16 protein-coding genes are annotated in these 17,242 nt (G+C 68.3%); 6 read left to right on the top strand and 10 right to left on the bottom strand.

Annotated features, from left to right (window positions below):
* Positions 1-59 precede the first annotated feature (59 nt).
* The 3 genes from FCG67_RS05605 to FCG67_RS05595 all read left to right on the top strand — a co-directional run bounded on the left by FCG67_RS05605 (position 60) and on the right by FCG67_RS05595 (position 3,783).
* A complete protein-coding gene (locus FCG67_RS05605) occupies positions 60-692 on the top strand; it encodes a DUF4190 domain-containing protein (RefSeq protein WP_136907869.1) in 633 nt (210 codons plus the stop codon).
* Positions 693-790: 98 nt separating this feature from the next.
* Positions 791-1,735, top strand: a complete 945-nt coding sequence (locus tag FCG67_RS05600; RefSeq protein WP_136907867.1) for a peptidase associated/transthyretin-like domain-containing protein — start codon at positions 791-793, stop codon at positions 1,733-1,735.
* A gap of 83 nt (positions 1,736-1,818) precedes the next feature.
* Entirely contained in the window at positions 1,819-3,783 is a 1,965-nt protein-coding gene (locus FCG67_RS05595) for a M13 family metallopeptidase (protein WP_136907865.1), read from the top strand.
* Positions 3,784-3,817: 34 nt separating this feature from the next.
* Here the strand turns inward: FCG67_RS05595 and FCG67_RS05590 are convergent, their stop codons facing one another.
* Positions 3,818-5,197, bottom strand: a complete 1,380-nt coding sequence (locus FCG67_RS05590; RefSeq protein WP_136907863.1) for a DUF2252 domain-containing protein — start codon at positions 5,195-5,197, stop codon at positions 3,818-3,820.
* A 20-nt stretch (positions 5,198-5,217) separates the two neighbouring features.
* Positions 5,218-6,981: an ABC transporter ATP-binding protein gene (locus FCG67_RS05585; protein WP_246044863.1), complete on the bottom strand. Its 1,764-nt coding sequence runs from the start codon at positions 6,979-6,981 to the stop codon at positions 5,218-5,220.
* A gap of 79 nt (positions 6,982-7,060) precedes the next feature.
* Between FCG67_RS05585 and FCG67_RS05580 the strand changes: the two genes are divergently transcribed.
* Positions 7,061-7,639: a TetR/AcrR family transcriptional regulator gene (locus tag FCG67_RS05580; protein ID WP_136907861.1), complete on the top strand. Its 579-nt coding sequence runs from the start codon at positions 7,061-7,063 to the stop codon at positions 7,637-7,639.
* 73 nt (positions 7,640-7,712) lie between these two features.
* On the opposite strand, the gene FCG67_RS05575 is transcribed toward FCG67_RS05580, so the two are convergent.
* The 7 genes from FCG67_RS05575 to FCG67_RS05545 all read right to left on the bottom strand — a co-directional run bounded on the left by FCG67_RS05575 (position 7,713) and on the right by FCG67_RS05545 (position 14,063).
* Positions 7,713-8,651: a L,D-transpeptidase gene (locus FCG67_RS05575; protein ID WP_136907859.1), complete on the bottom strand. Its 939-nt coding sequence runs from the start codon at positions 8,649-8,651 to the stop codon at positions 7,713-7,715.
* Positions 8,652-8,867: 216 nt separating this feature from the next.
* A complete protein-coding gene (locus FCG67_RS05570; RefSeq protein ID WP_136907857.1) occupies positions 8,868-10,079 on the bottom strand; it encodes a serine hydrolase domain-containing protein in 1,212 nt (403 codons plus the stop codon).
* 5 nt (positions 10,080-10,084) lie between these two features.
* On the bottom strand, positions 10,085-10,672 hold the full coding sequence (locus FCG67_RS05565; RefSeq protein ID WP_077040151.1) for an HdeD family acid-resistance protein: 588 nt from the start codon (positions 10,670-10,672) through the stop codon (positions 10,085-10,087).
* 110 nt (positions 10,673-10,782) lie between these two features.
* Entirely contained in the window at positions 10,783-11,829 is a 1,047-nt protein-coding gene (gene ligD / locus FCG67_RS05560) for a non-homologous end-joining DNA ligase (protein WP_136907855.1), read from the bottom strand.
* A complete protein-coding gene (locus tag FCG67_RS05555; RefSeq protein WP_136907853.1) occupies positions 11,829-12,875 on the bottom strand; it encodes an ATP-dependent DNA ligase in 1,047 nt (348 codons plus the stop codon). Before FCG67_RS05555 ends, ligD begins: the two co-directional genes overlap by 1 nt.
* A 77-nt stretch (positions 12,876-12,952) precedes the next feature.
* On the bottom strand, positions 12,953-13,720 hold the full coding sequence (locus FCG67_RS05550) for an alpha/beta fold hydrolase (RefSeq protein WP_136907851.1): 768 nt from the start codon (positions 13,718-13,720) through the stop codon (positions 12,953-12,955).
* Between the two features lie 130 nt (positions 13,721-13,850).
* Positions 13,851-14,063 (bottom strand): dodecin, encoded by a 213-nt coding sequence (locus FCG67_RS05545; RefSeq protein ID WP_077040148.1) that lies wholly within the window; start codon positions 14,061-14,063, stop codon positions 13,851-13,853.
* Positions 14,064-14,195: 132 nt separating this feature from the next.
* Between FCG67_RS05545 and lppU the strand changes: the two genes are divergently transcribed.
* Positions 14,196-14,768, top strand: coding sequence for an LppU family putative lipoprotein (gene lppU / locus FCG67_RS05540; RefSeq protein WP_136907848.1), 573 nt, complete (start codon positions 14,196-14,198; stop codon positions 14,766-14,768).
* A gap of 7 nt (positions 14,769-14,775) precedes the next feature.
* On the opposite strand, the gene FCG67_RS05535 is transcribed toward lppU, so the two are convergent.
* Positions 14,776-15,924, bottom strand: coding sequence for a magnesium and cobalt transport protein CorA (locus FCG67_RS05535; RefSeq protein WP_097213783.1), 1,149 nt, complete (start codon positions 15,922-15,924; stop codon positions 14,776-14,778).
* 342 nt (positions 15,925-16,266) lie between these two features.
* On the opposite strand from FCG67_RS05535, the gene FCG67_RS05530 reads away from it, so the two are divergent.
* On the top strand, positions 16,267-17,160 hold the full coding sequence (locus tag FCG67_RS05530) for an Ig-like domain-containing protein (protein ID WP_136907846.1): 894 nt from the start codon (positions 16,267-16,269) through the stop codon (positions 17,158-17,160).
* Positions 17,161-17,242: the final 82 nt, after the last annotated feature.

The following is a 17,242-nucleotide window of genomic DNA, read 5'->3' as shown; positions in this document are numbered from 1 at the left end:
GACTAGTCTGCGGGTGACTTGGCTTTTCCGGTGCCCATGGGTGAATCCGAGGAGAGACGATGACGAATCAGCCACCGAACGGAACCCCGCCGCCGGACGACCAGCAGCCGCCGAACCCCCCGGAGGGAACCCCGCCGCCGGATGACCGGCAGCCGCCGTACCCCGGCCAGCCGTACCAAGGTCAGCCCTACCCCGGTCAGCCCTACCCAGGCCAGCCGTACCAGGGTCAGCCCTACCCCGGCCAGCCCTACCCAGGTCAGCCGTATGCGGCGCAGCCGTACCCACAGCCGCCCGCGCAGCCCCGCAACGGCGCGGGCATCACCGCGCTCGTCCTCGGCATCTTCTCGGTGCTGACCGTGTGGACCATCATCGGCGGCATCCTGCTCGGGGCCGTCGCGATCATCGTCGGCCTCGTGGGCCGATCGCTGTACAAGAAGAGGCAGGCCACCAACGGCGGGGTTGCCCTCACGGGCATCCTGCTCGGCCTCGCCGGGCTGATCATCTCGATCGTGCTCGTCGTGGTCGGGATCGGTCTGTTCCACAAGGTCGGCGGCCAGGACTTCGTCGACTGCCTCCGTGAGGCGGGCAACAACCGGGCCGCCCAGCAGCGGTGCGAGGACGAGTTCGAGAGCAACATCGAGGATCGGTTCTCGGTGACGTTCGAGGCCCCGACCATGGTCCCGCCGCGCTGACCGCACCCGCGCCCAGGCACCTCGCAGCCCGCTGCCAGGGTTCTCACAGCTACCCGCTCGACGATGGTGAACACCATCTACACCGAGCGGAGATCAACGTGAACGAGGACATCGAGCGCAGCCGCGCCCGCGTCAGCCGACGGCGAGCGCTGGCCCTTGGCGGGACAGTCGGACTCAGCGGGCTGATCGCGGCCTGCACGGGCAACGGCTCCGGCGGGACCACGACGAGCGCCTCGGCGTCCGCCACCGGCACGGCGGTCGCCGCGAGCGGCGATGTGACCGCCCTGCTCGCCCGGGCCCCACAGTGCGTCATGACCACCGAGGAGACGCAGGGCCCGTACTGGTTCGACGTCGACTCGATCCGCAACGACCTGCGTGAGGACCGGCCCGGCGCCACCCTCGACCTGGCCGTCCGGGTGCAGGATCTGCAAAAGTGCACCCCCGACGGCTCGGGCGGCGAGGTAGCCAATGCCGTCGTGGAGATCTGGCACTGCGACGCGGGCGGCCTGTATTCCGGCTTCGAATCCGGTTCGCAGGGCGCCAACGGCGCTCCCCCCGAGGGCGGCCCTGGTGGGCCTCCCGAAGGTGGCCAAGGGCGGCCTCCCGAGGGTGGGCCCGGCGGTGCGGGTGGGAGTGTTCCCGGCGGTCCCGGCGGCAACACGACGGACTACTCCGACGGCTCGTACAGCAAGGGCGACAGCGAGTCGGCCACCACCGACGACGGCACCTACCTGCGCGGAGCGCAGACCACCGACGCCGACGGCATCGCGAGGTTCACCACGATCTTCCCCGGCTGGTACCAGGGCCGCACCACGCACATCCACCTCAAGGTGCACGTGGACAAGGCCACCGTGCTCACCTCGCAGCTCTACTTCGAGGAGGGGCTCATCGACGAGGTGTACGCGTCGGCACCGTACAACGAGCACACCGGGCGGGCGAACAACGTCGACAACGCCGGCGACGGCATCTTCGATGAGTCCGGCATGGTGACGGCCGTCTGGGCAGGCGACGGATACCTCGGCGCCATCAACATCGGGGTGTAGCGCTGCGCGCCCGTGCGCGTGTTTCACCCCCCACCGGGGTACAACTCACGCACGGTCGGCGGCGTCGCGGTAGAAATAGAGGCATGACGACGCCCGCTTCCGGAATCGACCTCACCCACCTCGACCAGGGCATCCGCGCGCAGGACGACCTGTTCGTCCACGTCAACGGCAAATGGTTGGACGACTACGTGATCCCCGCCGACCGAGCGGTGGACGGTGCCTTCCGCACGCTCTACGACCAGGCCGAGGTCGACGTGCGGGCGATCATCACCGAGTCCGCGGAGGCCCGCGGCGAGGAGGGCACCGACTCGCAGCGGATCGGCGACCTCTACAGCTCGTTCATGGATGCCGACGCCGTCGAGCGGGCCGGGTTGGAGCCGATCGCGGGCGAGCTCGCCGCGGTCGACGCGGTGAGCGATCTGTCCGCTCTCGCGGGACTGCTCGGTGAGCTGCAGCGCACCGGCGTCTCCGGGGCTATCGGAAACTACGTCGACACCGACGCCAAGGACTCCACGCGCTACCTCGTGCACCTCACCCAGTCCGGGATCGGGCTGCCCGACGAGTCCTACTACCGCGAGGATTCCTACGCCGAGACCCGCTCGGCCTACCTCGAGCACGTGCGGAAGATGCTCACCCTCGCAGGCAGGCCCGACCCGGTCACCGACGCGCAGACGATCCTCGACCTGGAGACCCAGATCGCCGCCGGCCACTGGGACGTGGTGCGCAGGCGCGATGCCGAACTCAGCTACAACCTGGTCACCCTGGCCGACCTGTCCACCGACAATGACGGATTCGACTGGCCCGCTTGGGTGTCCGGCCTCGGCGGTACACCTGATACCTTCGCGGAGCTGGTGGTCCGCCAGCCCAGCTTCCTGACGGCACTGACCGCACTCTGGACGCAGCGCCCCCTCTCCGACTGGAAGGCGTGGGCGGCGTGGAAGGTGATCCACTCGCGGGCCGAATACCTGACCGCCGACCTGGTCGCGGAGGATTTCGCCTTCTACGGCACCACCCTGTCCGGCACCGAGGAGAACCGTGAACGCTGGAAGCGCGGCGTCTCCCTGGTGCAGGACCTGCTCGGCGAGTCCGTCGGCAAGCTCTACGTAGAGCGACATTTCCCCGCCGAGGCAAAGGCCCGGATGCAGGAGCTGGTGGCGAACCTGCAGGAGGCGTACCGCCGCAACATCTCCGAACTGGAGTGGATGAGCCCGGACACCCGGAGCGCGGCGCTGGCCAAGCTGGAGAAGTTCACCCCGAAGATCGGCTACCCCGACAAGTGGCGGGACTACTCCGGGTTGGTCATCACCGCGGACGACGTGGTCGGCAACTACCGTCGCGGGTACGCCGCCGATCACGACCGCGACCTGGCCAAGCTCGGCGGACCGGTGGATCGCGACGAGTGGTTCATGACCCCGCAGACGGTCAACGCCTACTACAACCCGGGAATGAACGAGATCGTCTTCCCCGCAGCGATTCTGCAGCCGCCGTTCTTCGACGCCGCCGCGGACGACGCGGCGAACTACGGCGGAATCGGCGCGGTCATCGGACACGAGATCGGGCACGGCTTCGACGACCAGGGCGCCAAGTACGACGGCGACGGCAACATGATCGACTGGTGGACGGACAGCGACCGCACCGAGTTCGGCAAGCGGACCAAGGCGCTGATCGAGCAGTACAACGAGTTCGAGCCGAAGGCGCTGCCGGGACACAAGGTCAACGGCGAGTTCACCATCGGCGAGAACATCGGCGACCTCGGCGGCCTGTCCATCGCGGTCGAGGCGTACCGGATCGCGATGGACGGCAAGGACTCTCCCACCCTCGATGGGCTGACCGGCCTGCAGCGCGTCTTCTTCGGCTGGGCGCAGGTGTGGCGAACCAAGGCCAGGAACGAGGAGGCCATCCGCCGCCTCGCCGTCGACCCGCACTCGCCGCCGGAGTTCCGCTGCAACGGCGTGGTGCGCAACCTGGACAGCTTCCACGAGGCGTTCGACGTCACGTCCGGCGACGCGCTCTACCTCGAACCCGAGCGCCGCGTCCGCATCTGGTGATGCGCCTGCGGCGCGGTGGTGCGGTCACGGAGCCTCAGGTCTCCGTGACCGCACTACTGCGGCAACGCCGCACTTCCTCGTAGTCCAGCCGGTTCTGCTCGCCGTAGACCACCGCGAACTCCGCGATGGCCTCATCGAAAGCGGTTCCGTTGCCAAGGTATCCGGCAATCGCGGCCGGATCACCGGTACGGGCGTGGGCTCTGGCCAGCGCGATCGCACACAGCCGTGCGTACGCCCGCAGCCCGGACGGGTCCATCGCGGCGATGCTGAAGGAGCCCTTCTTGTCCCGCAACTGCCGGACATAGAAGTCGCGGCCGAACGGACCTGGGCCGCTGAACCATCCGAGGAACGGATCGCTCGCGCTCTGGATCAGCCGCTGCCCCTCGACCACCCGCCTGCCCTGGTCACGGTGCGGCGAACCGGGAACGTACGGCGCAAGAACCGACGGCTGCGCCTCCTTGATCTGCAGGAACAGCGGGTCCTGGGCGCTCTCGCCCACGAACAGCGCCATGAAGCCGAGCATGCCTACCGATCCGACCCCGACGACCTTGCTGGCGATGTCCTGGAATCGGTAGCGCTCCACCAGTTCCCGCCGGTCCCCCGCCAGGGTCCCGAGATAGCGCTCGAAGGAGGCCCGGAGCAGATCCGTCACCTCCGCATGCCGCTCGTGCGGGAGCCGGGCGATCAGGGGTGGCTCGTCCTTGATGAGGAACCGGCCGTTCTCGTGCCTGGCGAACCGCTTGAGCGAGCCGAGCTGAGTTCGCCGCTCCGCCTTGGCCATCACGGCCTCTGCCGCCCCGACCTGACGAGCGGTGATCTGATCCCGCAGCCCGGCCAGCATCGCGTCCGCCTCGATCCGGAGATACCAGACGTCCAGCGCGGGCATCTGCGCCGCGTGACGGATCGTCTCCCGGTATGCGGCTCCCACGATCAGTGCCGCGGCACGCGCGTCCGACGCACTGTGACCGTTCGTGGTCGCCGCCACCAGCGCCGAGGTCGCCAGCCGCTTGAGATCCCATTCGAACGGCCCGCGATGCACCTCGTCGAAATCGTTGAGGTCGAACACGAGCCGGCGGTCCGGTCCGGCGAACAGCCCGAAGTTCGCGAGGTGGGCATCCCCGCTGGCCATCACGGTCAGGTCTGTTCGCGCGCAGTGCGCCAGATCCCACGCCATGATGGCGGCCGAGCCACGCAGGAAGGTGAACGGCGAGACCAACATTCGCTCGAACCTGAGCGGAACCAGCTCGGGAATCCGATTCGCGTTCTGCCGGTCGAGGATCGACACCGGATCGGGCCGACACGAGGACGGCTCCCACGAACCGTGCGCCCCGCGCGGGATCCGGGCACGCAGATGCTTGCCTCGCCGCCGGCGTTCGGCGGCGGGCTCAGACGTATCGAAGGCTGCGACGGCCACCGACCGAGCCTACCGCCGCCCTACACGGCGACCCTGAGGTCGACCCCGATTCGCAACGCGGTGACCAGTTCCCGGTAGAGCTGGTCCGACTCCATCAGCTCCACGTGGGTGCCGCGTGCCCGCACCCGCCCGTGTTCCATCACCAGGATGGTGTCGGCGTCGATCACGGTCGAGAGCCGGTGCGCGATGGTCACCACAGAACCCGTCTGAGACAGCTCCCGGATCATGTCGTGGATCGCGGCCTCGGTCCGGCCGTCCACCTGCGCCGTGGCCTCGTCGAGGAGCAGCACGTCCGGGCGGCGAACGATGGCTCGCGCCAGAGCGATTCGCTGCCGCTGCCCACCGGAGACGTTGGTGGAGGACAGGTCGCTGTCGAGTCCGTCCTCGAGCGCACTCACGGTCTCGTCGAGGTGCACCGCACGTAGCGCGTCCCACACCTCCTCCTCTGTCGCCTCGGGGTGGGTGAACAGCAGGTTCGACCGGATCGTGCCCGGCACGATGGGCGTCTCCTGCTCCACATACGCCAGCCGGGAGCGAACCTGGTCGAAAGGCAGCTCCGAGTAGGGCACGCCGTCGAGCAAAATCTCACCGCTCTCCGGGTGCAGGAACCGCAGCAGCAACGAGAACAGGGTGGTCTTGCCCGCCCCGGACGGCCCGACGATCGCGGTGTGCCCGCGTGCCGGGATCTGCGCGCTGACCCCTCGCACGGACGGCTCGGTACCGGGCGCGTACCGGGCGACGACGTCGACCAGCTCGAGCACCGGCACGTCGGGAGACGGCCGCAGCGGCTGGACCTCGACGGCAGCGTGCTCCTCGATCTCCATGTCCTGCACCTCGCGAATCCGGCTCGCCGCGGCGATCCCGGACTGGACCAGCGCGACGTTCTGCGCCATCGCGGTCACCGGGGCGGTGAGCAGGAAGGCATACAGCAGGAACGCGACCAGCGCGGAGACCGCCAACGCCCCCGTACTCACCCGGTACGCACCGAAGGCGAGAATCCCGATGATCGCGAGCTGCATACCGCCACCCGCGATGATCCAGACGAGAGCCGTGACCCGAACCGCCTTGACGCTGTGCAGCTGTGAGTCCTTCGCGTCGATGATGATCCGCTCCGCCTCGCGAGCCTCAGCGCGGCTGGACTTGACCGTCCGGATCGCGCGCAGCGCCCCCTCGAGCACACCACCGAGCCGACCAACCGATTCCTGCGCCCGCCGCTGCGACTTCGCGACCTGCGGCATGAGAACGAGGGCGAGGGCACCGACGACCAGGAGCGAGGCCACGGTCGCCCCGAACAGGACGAGATCGAGCATCGCCATCAGGACGAGGGTGCCGATCACACTGACGACGCCGTTGAACAGTTCAACCAAGCTCGAGGAGGTCGCCTCCCTGAGCAGAACGGTGTCCGAGGTGACCCGGGTGACCAGTTCGCCGGACGGCCGCGCCGTCAGGCTGCCGACCGTGGAACGGAAGTACCTGCGCACGATGGATTCCCGAGCGTCATAGACCACTCGCGCAGCCAACGTGCCGAGCAGGATCCACTGGAAGTACCCGACGACACCGGTGACCACGAGCACGCCGAGGAGCGTGAGGACGGGCGTGAGCATCGAGCCATCGCTGCTGAGCGTATCCAGGATGTGCTTGATGATCATCGGCGTCGCCAGACCCGAAGCGGTGACGATCAACCCCAGGACCAGGCCGAGTCCGAGCACCTTGCGGTGCGGGCGAATGAAGAACCACAGCAGCCGCATGTTCGGCCAGCTCACAGACGCCGGAGAATCACTCATGTCCATCAGTGGAACATTCACGTCCCATTTTTGTCAATGAAAGTTCCAATTGGGAACAATCCACTGCTACCGTGAGGACATGTCGACCGTGACCGTCCCCGAATCGGGCACCAAAGCACGCACCCGTCGCGCCATACTCGACGCGGCCGTCGACGTGCTCGGCAAGAACTCGGCCGCCCCCCTCAGCGAGATCGCGGCGGAGGCGGAGGTGGGTCGCAGCACCCTGCACCGTTACTACCCAGAGCGCATCGATCTGGTCCGCGCACTCGGCGAGGACGCCCTCGACAAGCTCCGCGTGGCACTCGAGCGGTCCCGGCCAACCGAGGGCCCCGCGGACGCGGCGCTGCGCCGGATGAGCCACGAGTGCTTCGACCTCGGGCCCCTGCTCTCGCTCATCTTCGGCGACCCGCAGGCGCTGTCGAACGCGGCGTTCTGGGAGGGACTCGGCGCTGTCGACGCGCCGCTGCTCGCTCTGATCGAACGCGGCCAGGCCGACGGCACCTTCTCGTCGGAGCTCAAGGTCCGGTGGATCCGCCGGATGCTGTGGTGGTGCCTGCTGACCGGGTGGGAGAGCTTCAACAAGGAGGGCTACTCGCGTACCGACGCGATCGAGTCCATCGACCTGACGGTCGCCCGTATCACCAATCCCGATCTGTAACCGGCCTCATACGAATGATGCGCGCACGATCACCCGGTGATCGTGCGCGCATCTCGCGCGGTTGAAGACTCCGCTACCGGTTCCAGTCCCCCAGGCCGTCGGAGCCGTTGAGCGTCCCGCCACTGGTGTTCGTCACGATCACCGGGTCACCCTTCTTAGCGTTCTCGAAGAACCACTTGCCGTCCTCGGTGCTCACGTTCAGGCAGCCATGGCTCGTGTTGGTGCTGCCCTGCTGGTTCACCGACCACGGCGCGGCGTGCACGAAGATGCCGCTGTTGGAGATGCGGGTCGCGTACTCGACGTAGGTGCGGTAGCCCTCCGGCGCGTCGATCGGGACACCGTAGGTCGACGAGTCCATGTACATGTCGCGAAGCTGCTCGCCGACGATGTAGGTGCCGTTCGGGGTCTCGTGGCCGGTCTTGCCCATCGAGGTCGGCATGGTCTTGACCACCTCACCGTTGCGGGTGATGGTGATCTGCTTGCTGTTGTCGTCGGCGGTGGCCACCAGCGCATCGCCGATGTGGAAGGCCGAGCGCGCACCGCCCGCCTCGACCACGACGTCGGTACCTGCCGGCCAGAACTCAGCAGGCCGCCAGCGCACCTGACTGTCGTTGATCCAGTAGAAGGAGCCGTCGACCTTCGGGCTGCTGCTGATCTTGATGGCCCGCTCCGCGGTGGCGCGGTCGTCGATGGCCTCGTCGAACCGGATGATGATGGGCTGCGCGACGCCGACCACCTCACCCTCGGACGGGTTCAGGCTGGGCGCGGAGAAGTTGGCGGGCCCGGCCTGCGGCTCCACCGGAGGCAGCGGCGCGAGGGGCGCCGCAGGCGCAGGCAGTCCGGGCAGGGCAGGGAGGGTCGGCAGCGCAATATCGGGACCACCGGGAAACAGCGGTACCGCCTGCGCGGGAACGACCAGCGCCGTGCCTGCGGCCGCGGCACCGATCAGGGCCGTCGCGACCCGATTCGTCCAGCGCCGACGACTCGTGGTCCCGGTCTCGATCTTGCGCATTCACGTCCCATCATCCGACTGCAGAAGAGCTCGGCTGATCCCGCGTTCGCAGGCGTCGCCGATTCCAGTAGACACAACAGGTTCGCCATTGGCCAGGAGCCACTCCGCCCAGACGGCCTGGTCGGACGGCTCCGCCCCAGGTCGCGCCGGTGCCGACCCGGGTAGGTGATCCGCCTCTCAGCCGGCGGATCACCGCACCGGCTGCCCCGTGGGGCACTAACGCCCACGCACCGTTTTCTGCGCCACCGCGCCGAGCCGGGCCAGGCGCAGGTCGCCCAGCGCGGTCAGTGCGTTGCCCATCCGATTGGTGACGAAACCGAGGGCGAGGCCGGTCTCCGGGTCCGCATAGGCACCCGATCCCCCGACCCCGTAATGGCCGAACGCCGCCCTGGGCTGGGACCGGTTCGCGATGAACACCGGGTGGTAGCCGAGCCGCCAGTTCACCCGGGCCCCGAGGACATAGTCGCGACCGAAGGTCTGTACCTCGCCCATCCGCTCGATGGTGTCGGAGGAGAGGAAGCGCCTGCCGTCGATGACGCCGTCGTTCGCGATCGCCGCATACATCTTCGCGAGTGCACGCGAGGTGAACACGCCGTTCCAGCCCGGCATCACCGCGTCGTGCACGATCGGGTCACGGACCAGCTCGTCGAAGCCCTCCGGCATGCCGGCCTCCGCGAGCCCGTTGAACGGGCGCAGCCGCGTCATCACCGAGGAGGCCATGCCCCAGGACACGGCGCCTGGGCTGAGGTGCGGGAACAGCTTCGCGATCCGGTGCCGATGCTCGGGCGGTACCCGGTACCAGAACTCCTCGACGCCGAGCGGCTCCGCGATCTCGGTGCGCACCACATCGGTGAAACTGCGACCCGTCGCCCGCGCCACCGTCTCCGCGACGATCCATCCGTACGTGACCGCGTGGTACCCGGGACCGCTGAGCCGGCGCGGGTCCGGCCGCGCCGCGGCCAGCGCGGCGACAACACGGTCGTAGTCGAGGAGCCCGGTCTTGCCCCGGACCAGCCCCCGAATCCGGTGCAGGCCCGCCCGGTGGGTGAGCATGTCCCGGATCGTGATCCGCTCCTTGCCCGCCGAGGCGAACTCGGGCCAGTACGTCGCCACCGGTTCGTCGTAGTCGACGACACCTCGGTCGGCCAGCCGGTGCAGCACCGTGCTGGCCACGCCCTTGCCTGTGGAGAAGGACAGGGCGACGGTGTCGCGCCGCCAGCGTCGGTCGCGGTCCGCCCAACCGGCCCAGATGTCGAGCACCAGTTCGCCGTTCACGTAGGCGGTCAGGGCTCCGCCACCGTTGTTCGGTTGCCGGTACATCGCGAAGAACCGATCGGCCAACGGCAGGAATTGTGCGTCGACGTGCATCTCGGTCGGTGCGCTCCCGCCGCCCGCGGGCAGGCGGGAGCGACCGCCACGCCTACTCATGCCGGTCAGACCACTCCCGCGCGCTTGGCGGCGGAGCGGAGCTGGAATGCCCCGGCCACGAACACGATTCCGAAGATGATGGCGAAGAAGCCGACCAGCCAGACGAGGCTACTGACGCCCTCGACCGGGAAGATGACCAGCAGCAACCCGAACAGGACCGCGAGAATGCCCGCGATCAGGAGCCACACCCACTGTCCACCAACGGATTTCACCTTGAACGAGCCCATGATCTCGAGGATGCCGACCAGGATCGCCCAGAATCCGATCACGTACACGGCCACCAGCACGGTGACCTCGGGCCACGCGAAGGCCACGATACCGGCGAGCACGGACACGATGCCGCCGATCAGCCACCACACCCAGCCGGTGACGATCTTGCGCGCCTGGATCGACCGGACCACCTCGACGAGGCCGTCGACGATCGCGTACACACCGAACACGACCACCATCGCCCACACGGTGACGCCCGGCCAGACCAGCGCAACGATGCCGAAGATGACGGCGAATATGCCGCGGATCAGCAGCAGCCACCAGATGTCCTTGCCGATCTGCAGCATTGCCTCGTTGCTGTCAACGATAGGGTTCTCCGTCATCGCATCCTCCGATGCTCGTGCGTGCCTGAACAGCTGATTCGGAGCCTAGTACCTCGAGCTCGAAGTCTCTCGACGATTCACGCCGGATCCGTCGCGGCGCCGGCGTGACGCTATTTCCGGTCCCTGTCCTTGCTCGGCTGCACCCGCTTCGGTTCGCCCGGCATCTTCGGGTACTGCGGCGGATACGGCATGTCGCCCAACCCGTTCGCCGCATCCCGCTCCGCCATGTCCAGCAGCGCGTCCAGCGAGTACGCGATGTCATCGATCCGGGCTGCCGGGTCGCCGCGCCTGGCCACCAACTCGGGCACGGAGGCGATGGTGAAGTCGTCCGGCTCGACGTCCGGCAGTTCCGCCCAGGTGACCGGGGTCGACACCGTCGCCCGCGGGGTCTTGCGGACCGAGTAGGCCGACGCCACCGTCTTGTCCCTTGCCGTCTGGTTGAAGTCGATGAAGATCCGTTCGCCGCGTTCCTCTTTCCACCATGCGGTGGTCACGCGTGTCGGGTCGCGGCGCTCGATCTCCCTTGCCACCGCGATGGCCGCGCGTCGCACCTCGATGAAGTCCCAGCGCGGTTCGATCCGGACGTAGACGTGGACCCCGCGCCCGCCGGAGGTCTTCGGGAACCCGACCAGCCCCAGTTCGTCGAGCAGCGGTGCGAGGACATCCACCGCCACGGCCCTGGCCTCCTCGAACCCGGTGCCCGGCTGCGGATCCAGGTCGATGCGCAGCTCGTCGGGCCGATCCGGGTCGGTACTCCGCACCGGCCACGGATGGAAGGTGACGTTGCCCATCTGCGCAGCCCAGACGATATCGGCGGCGTGCCGCACCCGCAGCGCGTCGGCAGTGCGGCCGTTGGGGTTGGTGACCGTGCAGGTGTCCAGGTACTCGGGCCGCTTGGCGGGCAGTCGCTTCTGGTAGATCTCCTCGCCCTCGATGCCGTCCGGGAAGCGCTGCAGGTGCGTTGGCCTGTCCCGGAGGGCGGTCATGATCCCGGACCGTCCGCCGTCGAAGAGCGCGATGGTCCGGTAGTACTCGACCAGATCACGTTTGCTGCCACCCTCGGCGCCGAGCTGCGGGAAGTAGATCTTGTCGGGACTCGAGAGCCGGACCGCGATGCCGTCCACGTCGAGTTCCATGGCCGGTGCCTTAGCCGCCATCAGTCCTCCCCCGCCAACACATCGCTCAGGTCATAGCGCACCGGGACCTCCAGTTGCTCGTAGGTGCATTCACGCGCCTCGCGGTCGGGCCGCCAGCGCAGGAACCGCGCGGCGTGCCGCAGCCGGTCCCCCTCCATCTGGTCGTACGCCACCTCCACCACCAGCTCCGGACGCAGCGGAACCCATTGGCGATCCTTGCCCGCCGACCACCGGCTCGCCTCGCCGTCGTACACCACGTCCTCACCCTCGCGGTAGGGCTGCAGCAACTCGAGCATCTCGATCCGCTTGGCCGCGGTGAACGCGGAGGCCCCGCCGATCATGTGCAGCTCGTCGCCGTTGTAGAGGCCGAGCAGCATGGATCCGATACCCGGCTGGCTCTTGTGCGGCCGATAGCCGATCACCACACAGTCCGCGGTCCGGGCGTGCTTGACCTTGATCATCTCGCGCTTGTTCGGAAGATAGTGCCCCGCAAGCTTCTTCGCGACCACACCGTCGAGCCCGGCACCCTCGAAGGCGTGGAACCACTCCTGGGCGAGCGCGGCGTCGGTGGTGGCGGTGGTGACGTGGCAGGACGGGCCGCCACCGACATGGTCGAGCAGGATGTCGCGCCGCTCGCCGAACGGCCGCTTCGTCAGGTCCTCGTCCCCCAGCGCGAGCATGTCGAATCCGATCAGCTGCGACGGAGTCTGCTCGGCCAGCAGGGTGACCCGGCTCTCGGCCGGGTGGATCCGCTCCGACAAGGCCTCCCAGTCAAGCCGGGTGCGGCCGTCGATCTCGCGCGGCACCACCAGCTCACCGTCGAGCACACAGCGGACAGGCAGTTCGGCCCGCACCGCCGCGATCATCTCGGGAAAGTAGCGGCCCAGGTCCTTTCCGCTCCGGGAGCTCAGGACCACCTCGTCGCCGTCACGAAAGACGATGGCGCGGAATCCGTCCCATTTCGGCTCGTACGACCACACCGGCTCCTCGCCGTCGGGCTGAGTCGGGACCGCAGGCGCGGCCTTCGCCAGCATCGGTTGCAGGGGCGGTGTCAGCGGCAGCTCCACGCACCCATACTTGCGCACCTGGCCGGTATTGGCGAGGGAACGCGCCCTGGCCGCCGCCGATCCTCCATCAGGCGCGGTCACGCGCCGCGCGCCCGTCGGATCGGCGCCATCGTCGGCACCGGTTCGGTGGTCAGGAAGTCCAGGATGATCCGGTTGCAGAGTTCGGGCTTCTCCACCAGCAGGCCGTGCGAGGTACCCGGTACCACCGCGAGCTCGGCATTCGGCAGGCCGCGGTACAGCGCGAGCGCGTGCTCGAGGGTCACCTCGTCGTCGTCACCGACCATCACCAGTGTCCGGCCGGCGGCCCGTCGCAGGTCGTCCACGGTCAGAGTCGGCTCCTCGAGGTGCATCCGGTTCAGCTTCGCGACCACGACCGGGTGGTGCCCGGCACCGTCCGGAGACACCTCGGCGTACATGTCCGCGAGGAAGGCGGGCGACGGCTGGTCCGCATCCACGACCCCGGGTTCCCAGCCGTCCCGGTGGAAGACGCCCGCGACGCAGACCAGCCGCCGGACCAGGTCGGGCCTGCGCAGGGCCACCAGCAGGGCCACGGTGGCGCCGTCACTGCACCCGAGCAGGTGGACAGGCCCGCGCGGGACCGATTCGAGGAACGCGATGGTGTCCCGGGCCATCAGGTCGAAGGTGATGGGGCCGGGCGCGTCCGGTGTGTGTCCGTGGCCGCGACGCTCGGGGGTGAACAGCCGAAAACGGCGGGCCAACCCGTCGATGTTCGGCCCGAAGGCGCGCGCGTCGACGCCGCCCGGGTGCAGCAACACGAGCGGCTCGCCCTCGCCGTGCTCGTCGTACCAGGTGTTCAGGTCCCCCAGCCGCACATAGCCCGCCACCGCCGGCCTCCCTCTGCATCAAGTCACGGCACCGCCGTGGCATCAAGTCACGGCACCGCCGTGGTCGGCGTTGCCGTAACTATGACCACGCAGGGAGCCGGAACTCATCGGTCGATGCGCGGGAACCCGCTCATTCGGCGTCGAGCCGGAACCCCAGTTTGAGGGTCACCTGGACGTGCCCGATGGCGCCGTCCTGGATGTGTCCCCTGGTGCCCACCACCTCGAACCACTCGAGATTGCGGACGGTCGAACTCGCCCGGGCCACCGCCTGCGCGATGGCGTCGTCGATCCCCTTGCTCGAGGAACCCACGACCTCGGTGACGCTGTAGACGTGATCGCTCATCGGTCTTCCTCACTCGTCGGTGACGGAAACTCCCCGACCAGCGTATGGCGGCCCCGCCGTCGACGGGAGGGGTTTCCCGGTGCGGACGGGACGAGCGGCGGCCGGTCCGGAGCCGGGTGATTCAATTGCACTATGACGCTCAACCGCCTCCAGCGTGGACTCGCCGCCGCGAGCCTGATGCTCGCCGCCCTCACGCTCGGCGCCTGCGGCAGCGACATCACCGGCCGGGCGGTGCCCGAGGCCGGCGGCGTCGTGGCCGACACCCTGTTGCCGGATGTACCGGAGGCAGACGCTGGGGGCACCGTCGAGATCGACGTCGAGGTCGGCGAGTGCGTCGAGCTGACCGGCACGGTCGCAGATGCGAACGTGGCGAAGGCCCCCTGCGGCAGCGCCCCGGCGAACTACAAGGTGATCGGGAAGGCGCCGACCAACGCGCAGTGCGTGAGCGATGCCGACTCCTACTACTACGAGACCCTGATGGGCGACGAGCAGGGCGCGCTCTGCCTCGACATCGACTGGGTGGTCGGCGGGTGCATGGATCTGGCCGACGATCAGCCCGTCCACATCGACTGCGCGACTCCCACCCGCGAGGGCGTCCGGGTGGCGGAGATCATCACCGACGTCACGGACGTCGAGAAGTGCTCCACCCCCAGCGGATTCGTCTACGACGAGCGCAGGTTCGCCGTCTGCACGGACGACCTGTAGTCGCTTCCTAAAGCCAGCCGCGGCGTTTGAAGATCGTGTACAGGGTGATACACGTGAGCGCCATCATCAGCAGCGCCATCGGGTAACCGCCCACCCAGTGCAGTTCCGGCATGCTGTCGAAATTCATGCCGTAGACGGTGCCGATCAGCGTGGGGGCGAACAGGATTGCCGCCCATGCGGAGACCTTCTTGATCTCCTCGTTCTGTGCGTAGCTGGCCTGGGTGAGCGCCGACATCTCCTCGTTCTGGGTCTGCGACACCAGGGTCGCGTTCACCGTGAGGATGTTGCCGAGCAGCTGCCGGAACCCATCCGCCCGCTCGACCACCGTGGTGGCGTGGTCGGTGACATCGCGCAGGTACTTCTGCAGTTCCTCGTCGGTGTTGTACTTCTCGAAACCCGCGGACAGCCCACGCAGCATGTCGAGCAGCGGCTTGGTGGCGCGCTGGAACTCGATGACCTCGCGGGAGAGTTCGTAGATGCGCCGCGACACCTTCGGGTCGCCGCTGAAGACCTCGGTCTCGATCTCGTCGATGTCGTTCTGCAGTCCGGCGACCACCGGTGCGTACCCGTCGACCACCGCGTCCAGGATCGCGTAGAGCACCGCCTCCGGACCGAGCTTGAGCAGCTCCGGGTCGTTCTCCATTCGTCTGCGCACCGCGGACAGGTCCGGCGATTCGCTGTGCCGCACCGTGATCACGAACGTCGGACCACAGAAGACATGCAGCTCACCGAAGTCGACTCGCTCGGTTTCGTCCAGGTACCGGGCGGCCCGCAGCACCACGAACAGGGTGTCACCGTAACGCTCGAGCTTGGGCCGCTGATGCGCGACGATGGCGTCCTCGACGGCCAGCTCGTGCAGCCCGAACTGCTTGGCTGCGGCCTGCAGCTGCTCCTCGTCCGGCCGGTACATCCCGATCCACGCCATGGATGACTCGTCCGGCAGGCTGCGCAGTGCCTCGGCCAGGCTGGCGGGCGTCTCGATCCGGGCGCCGTCGCGGTAGACCGCACTGTTGACCACGCTTGCCTCCACCGGCACCACCGCGGGGGCGGGCGGCGTCGGGTGTGGAGCCATCGAGTGCTCGGGGACGATCAGATCGCTCGAGGGGTTGGCGGATCGGCTGGGAAGCAGCGGACGGAAGGGTCGCTTTTCACGCATGAGGGCGGCTTTCGCATGAGTCGGATGCACGGGCGCGTGCCGCGGACTGGAGCGGCGCGGGTGTGATCGGAGAAGTCGCCTGGCGTGGGCAGGGGTGCCCGACGGGCTAGCGGCGACTTCGGTAGGTACTCGGAGGTTGGCTCTTCACGGCAAGCCACACCTCCTCTTCCCTCGACTCTTTCGGACCCCGATACCTTACTCCCCCGAACGCACCCTCGGCACACGTGCGCATTTCACGCCGCCGGGGGCAACACAGCGTGCACAATTGTCCTGCGTTCAGCGGACAAGATTGTTTAACCGAAACTGAACGCTTGGGTCACTCGCCACATTAGGCTCCGCGCCATGACGACTACCATCAGCGCACCCGGCGGCCTCAAGCGGCTGACCACTGCCTTTGGCGGCGCGATACTTGCACTGTTCCTGGCAGCGTTCGGTGCACTGGTGATGCCCGCCGCCGCGCACGCCGACCCCACTGCCCTTCAGTACTCCGCGGACAACTCGACCTGGGGCGACATGTCCCTGATCCCCGACTTCCAGGGCGAGCTGATCCCTGGCGGAGAACTCACCACCACCTTCTACGCGAAGAACCCGACCAGCCAGGGCGGCACCCTGCAGGTGTACCTCGGGAACTGGACGAAGACCGCCCCGGACATGCAGGCGTACGTGCGCGTGGAGGTCAACGACGCCTCGGGCGCCATCGTGGACCTCACCAACAACCTGGCCGCGCCGGGCACCGAGCTCCAGTCGACCCACCTCGGCGCCGGGCAGACCGCGAAGGTGATGCTGGTGGTCGGCATGCCCGCCGAGGCAGGCAACGAGTCCCAGAACCAGTCGGTCAACCCGGACTTCGCCCTCGACTTCGAGCAGGACGCAGCCGCGGTCGCGACCACCACCACGCTGACCGGACCGGCCACCGCCAACTCCACCACCGCGTTCGAGCTGACCGCGACCGTGGCCCCTGCCGGCGCCACGGGCACCGTCCAGTTCAAGGACAACGGCGCCATCATCGGTAACCCGGTGCCGCTGACCAACGGTGTCGCGAAGCGGACGCAGATCCTCACCACCGCAGGCGCGCACAGCATCACCGCCGTCTACAACGGTGCCGACGGCTTCATCGCCTCCACCTCCGAGGCCCTCACCGTCACCGTCACCACCACCCCGGTCGAGCCGGGCACCGGCTCCGCCGGATCCTCCTCCGGCTCGCTCGGCGATCTGGGCAGCATCTTCGGCTCGTAATCGACCGAGCCCCAAGGCTTCACCGGAAACGCCCCTCACCGCGAAGGTGGGGGGCGTTTGCGTGCGCGCTCCGAGGTTGGCT

The sequence above is a fragment of the Rhodococcus oryzae genome, from assembly GCF_005049235.1.
Taxonomy (GTDB): Bacteria; Actinomycetota; Actinomycetes; order Mycobacteriales; family Mycobacteriaceae; genus Rhodococcus_G; species Rhodococcus_G oryzae.
Note: the sequence above shows the minus strand (reverse complement) of the source record. Positions and strands in the feature narration are given on the sequence as shown.

What these genes read in the sequence shown, in the direction of transcription:
- FCG67_RS05605 (WP_136907869.1), top strand. Translation starts at nt 60, where the DNA reads ATGACGAATCAGCCACCGAACGGAACCCCGCCGCCGGACGACCAGCAG.
- FCG67_RS05595 (WP_136907865.1), top strand. Translation starts at nt 1,819, where the DNA reads ATGACGACGCCCGCTTCCGGAATCGACCTCACCCACCTCGACCAGGGC.
- FCG67_RS05585 (WP_246044863.1), bottom strand. Translation starts at nt 6,981, where the DNA reads ATGAGTGATTCTCCGGCGTCTGTGAGCTGGCCGAACATGCGGCTGCTG.
- FCG67_RS05580 (WP_136907861.1), top strand. Translation starts at nt 7,061, where the DNA reads ATGTCGACCGTGACCGTCCCCGAATCGGGCACCAAAGCACGCACCCGT.
- FCG67_RS05575 (WP_136907859.1), bottom strand. Translation starts at nt 8,651, where the DNA reads ATGCGCAAGATCGAGACCGGGACCACGAGTCGTCGGCGCTGGACGAAT.
- FCG67_RS05570 (WP_136907857.1), bottom strand. Translation starts at nt 10,079, where the DNA reads ATGAGTAGGCGTGGCGGTCGCTCCCGCCTGCCCGCGGGCGGCGGGAGC.
- FCG67_RS05565 (WP_077040151.1), bottom strand. Translation starts at nt 10,672, where the DNA reads ATGACGGAGAACCCTATCGTTGACAGCAACGAGGCAATGCTGCAGATC.
- ligD (WP_136907855.1), bottom strand. Translation starts at nt 11,829, where the DNA reads ATGGCGGCTAAGGCACCGGCCATGGAACTCGACGTGGACGGCATCGCG.
- FCG67_RS05545 (WP_077040148.1), bottom strand. Translation starts at nt 14,063, where the DNA reads ATGAGCGATCACGTCTACAGCGTCACCGAGGTCGTGGGTTCCTCGAGC.
- lppU (WP_136907848.1), top strand. Translation starts at nt 14,196, where the DNA reads ATGACGCTCAACCGCCTCCAGCGTGGACTCGCCGCCGCGAGCCTGATG.
- FCG67_RS05535 (WP_097213783.1), bottom strand. Translation starts at nt 15,924, where the DNA reads ATGCGTGAAAAGCGACCCTTCCGTCCGCTGCTTCCCAGCCGATCCGCC.
- FCG67_RS05530 (WP_136907846.1), top strand. Translation starts at nt 16,267, where the DNA reads ATGACGACTACCATCAGCGCACCCGGCGGCCTCAAGCGGCTGACCACT.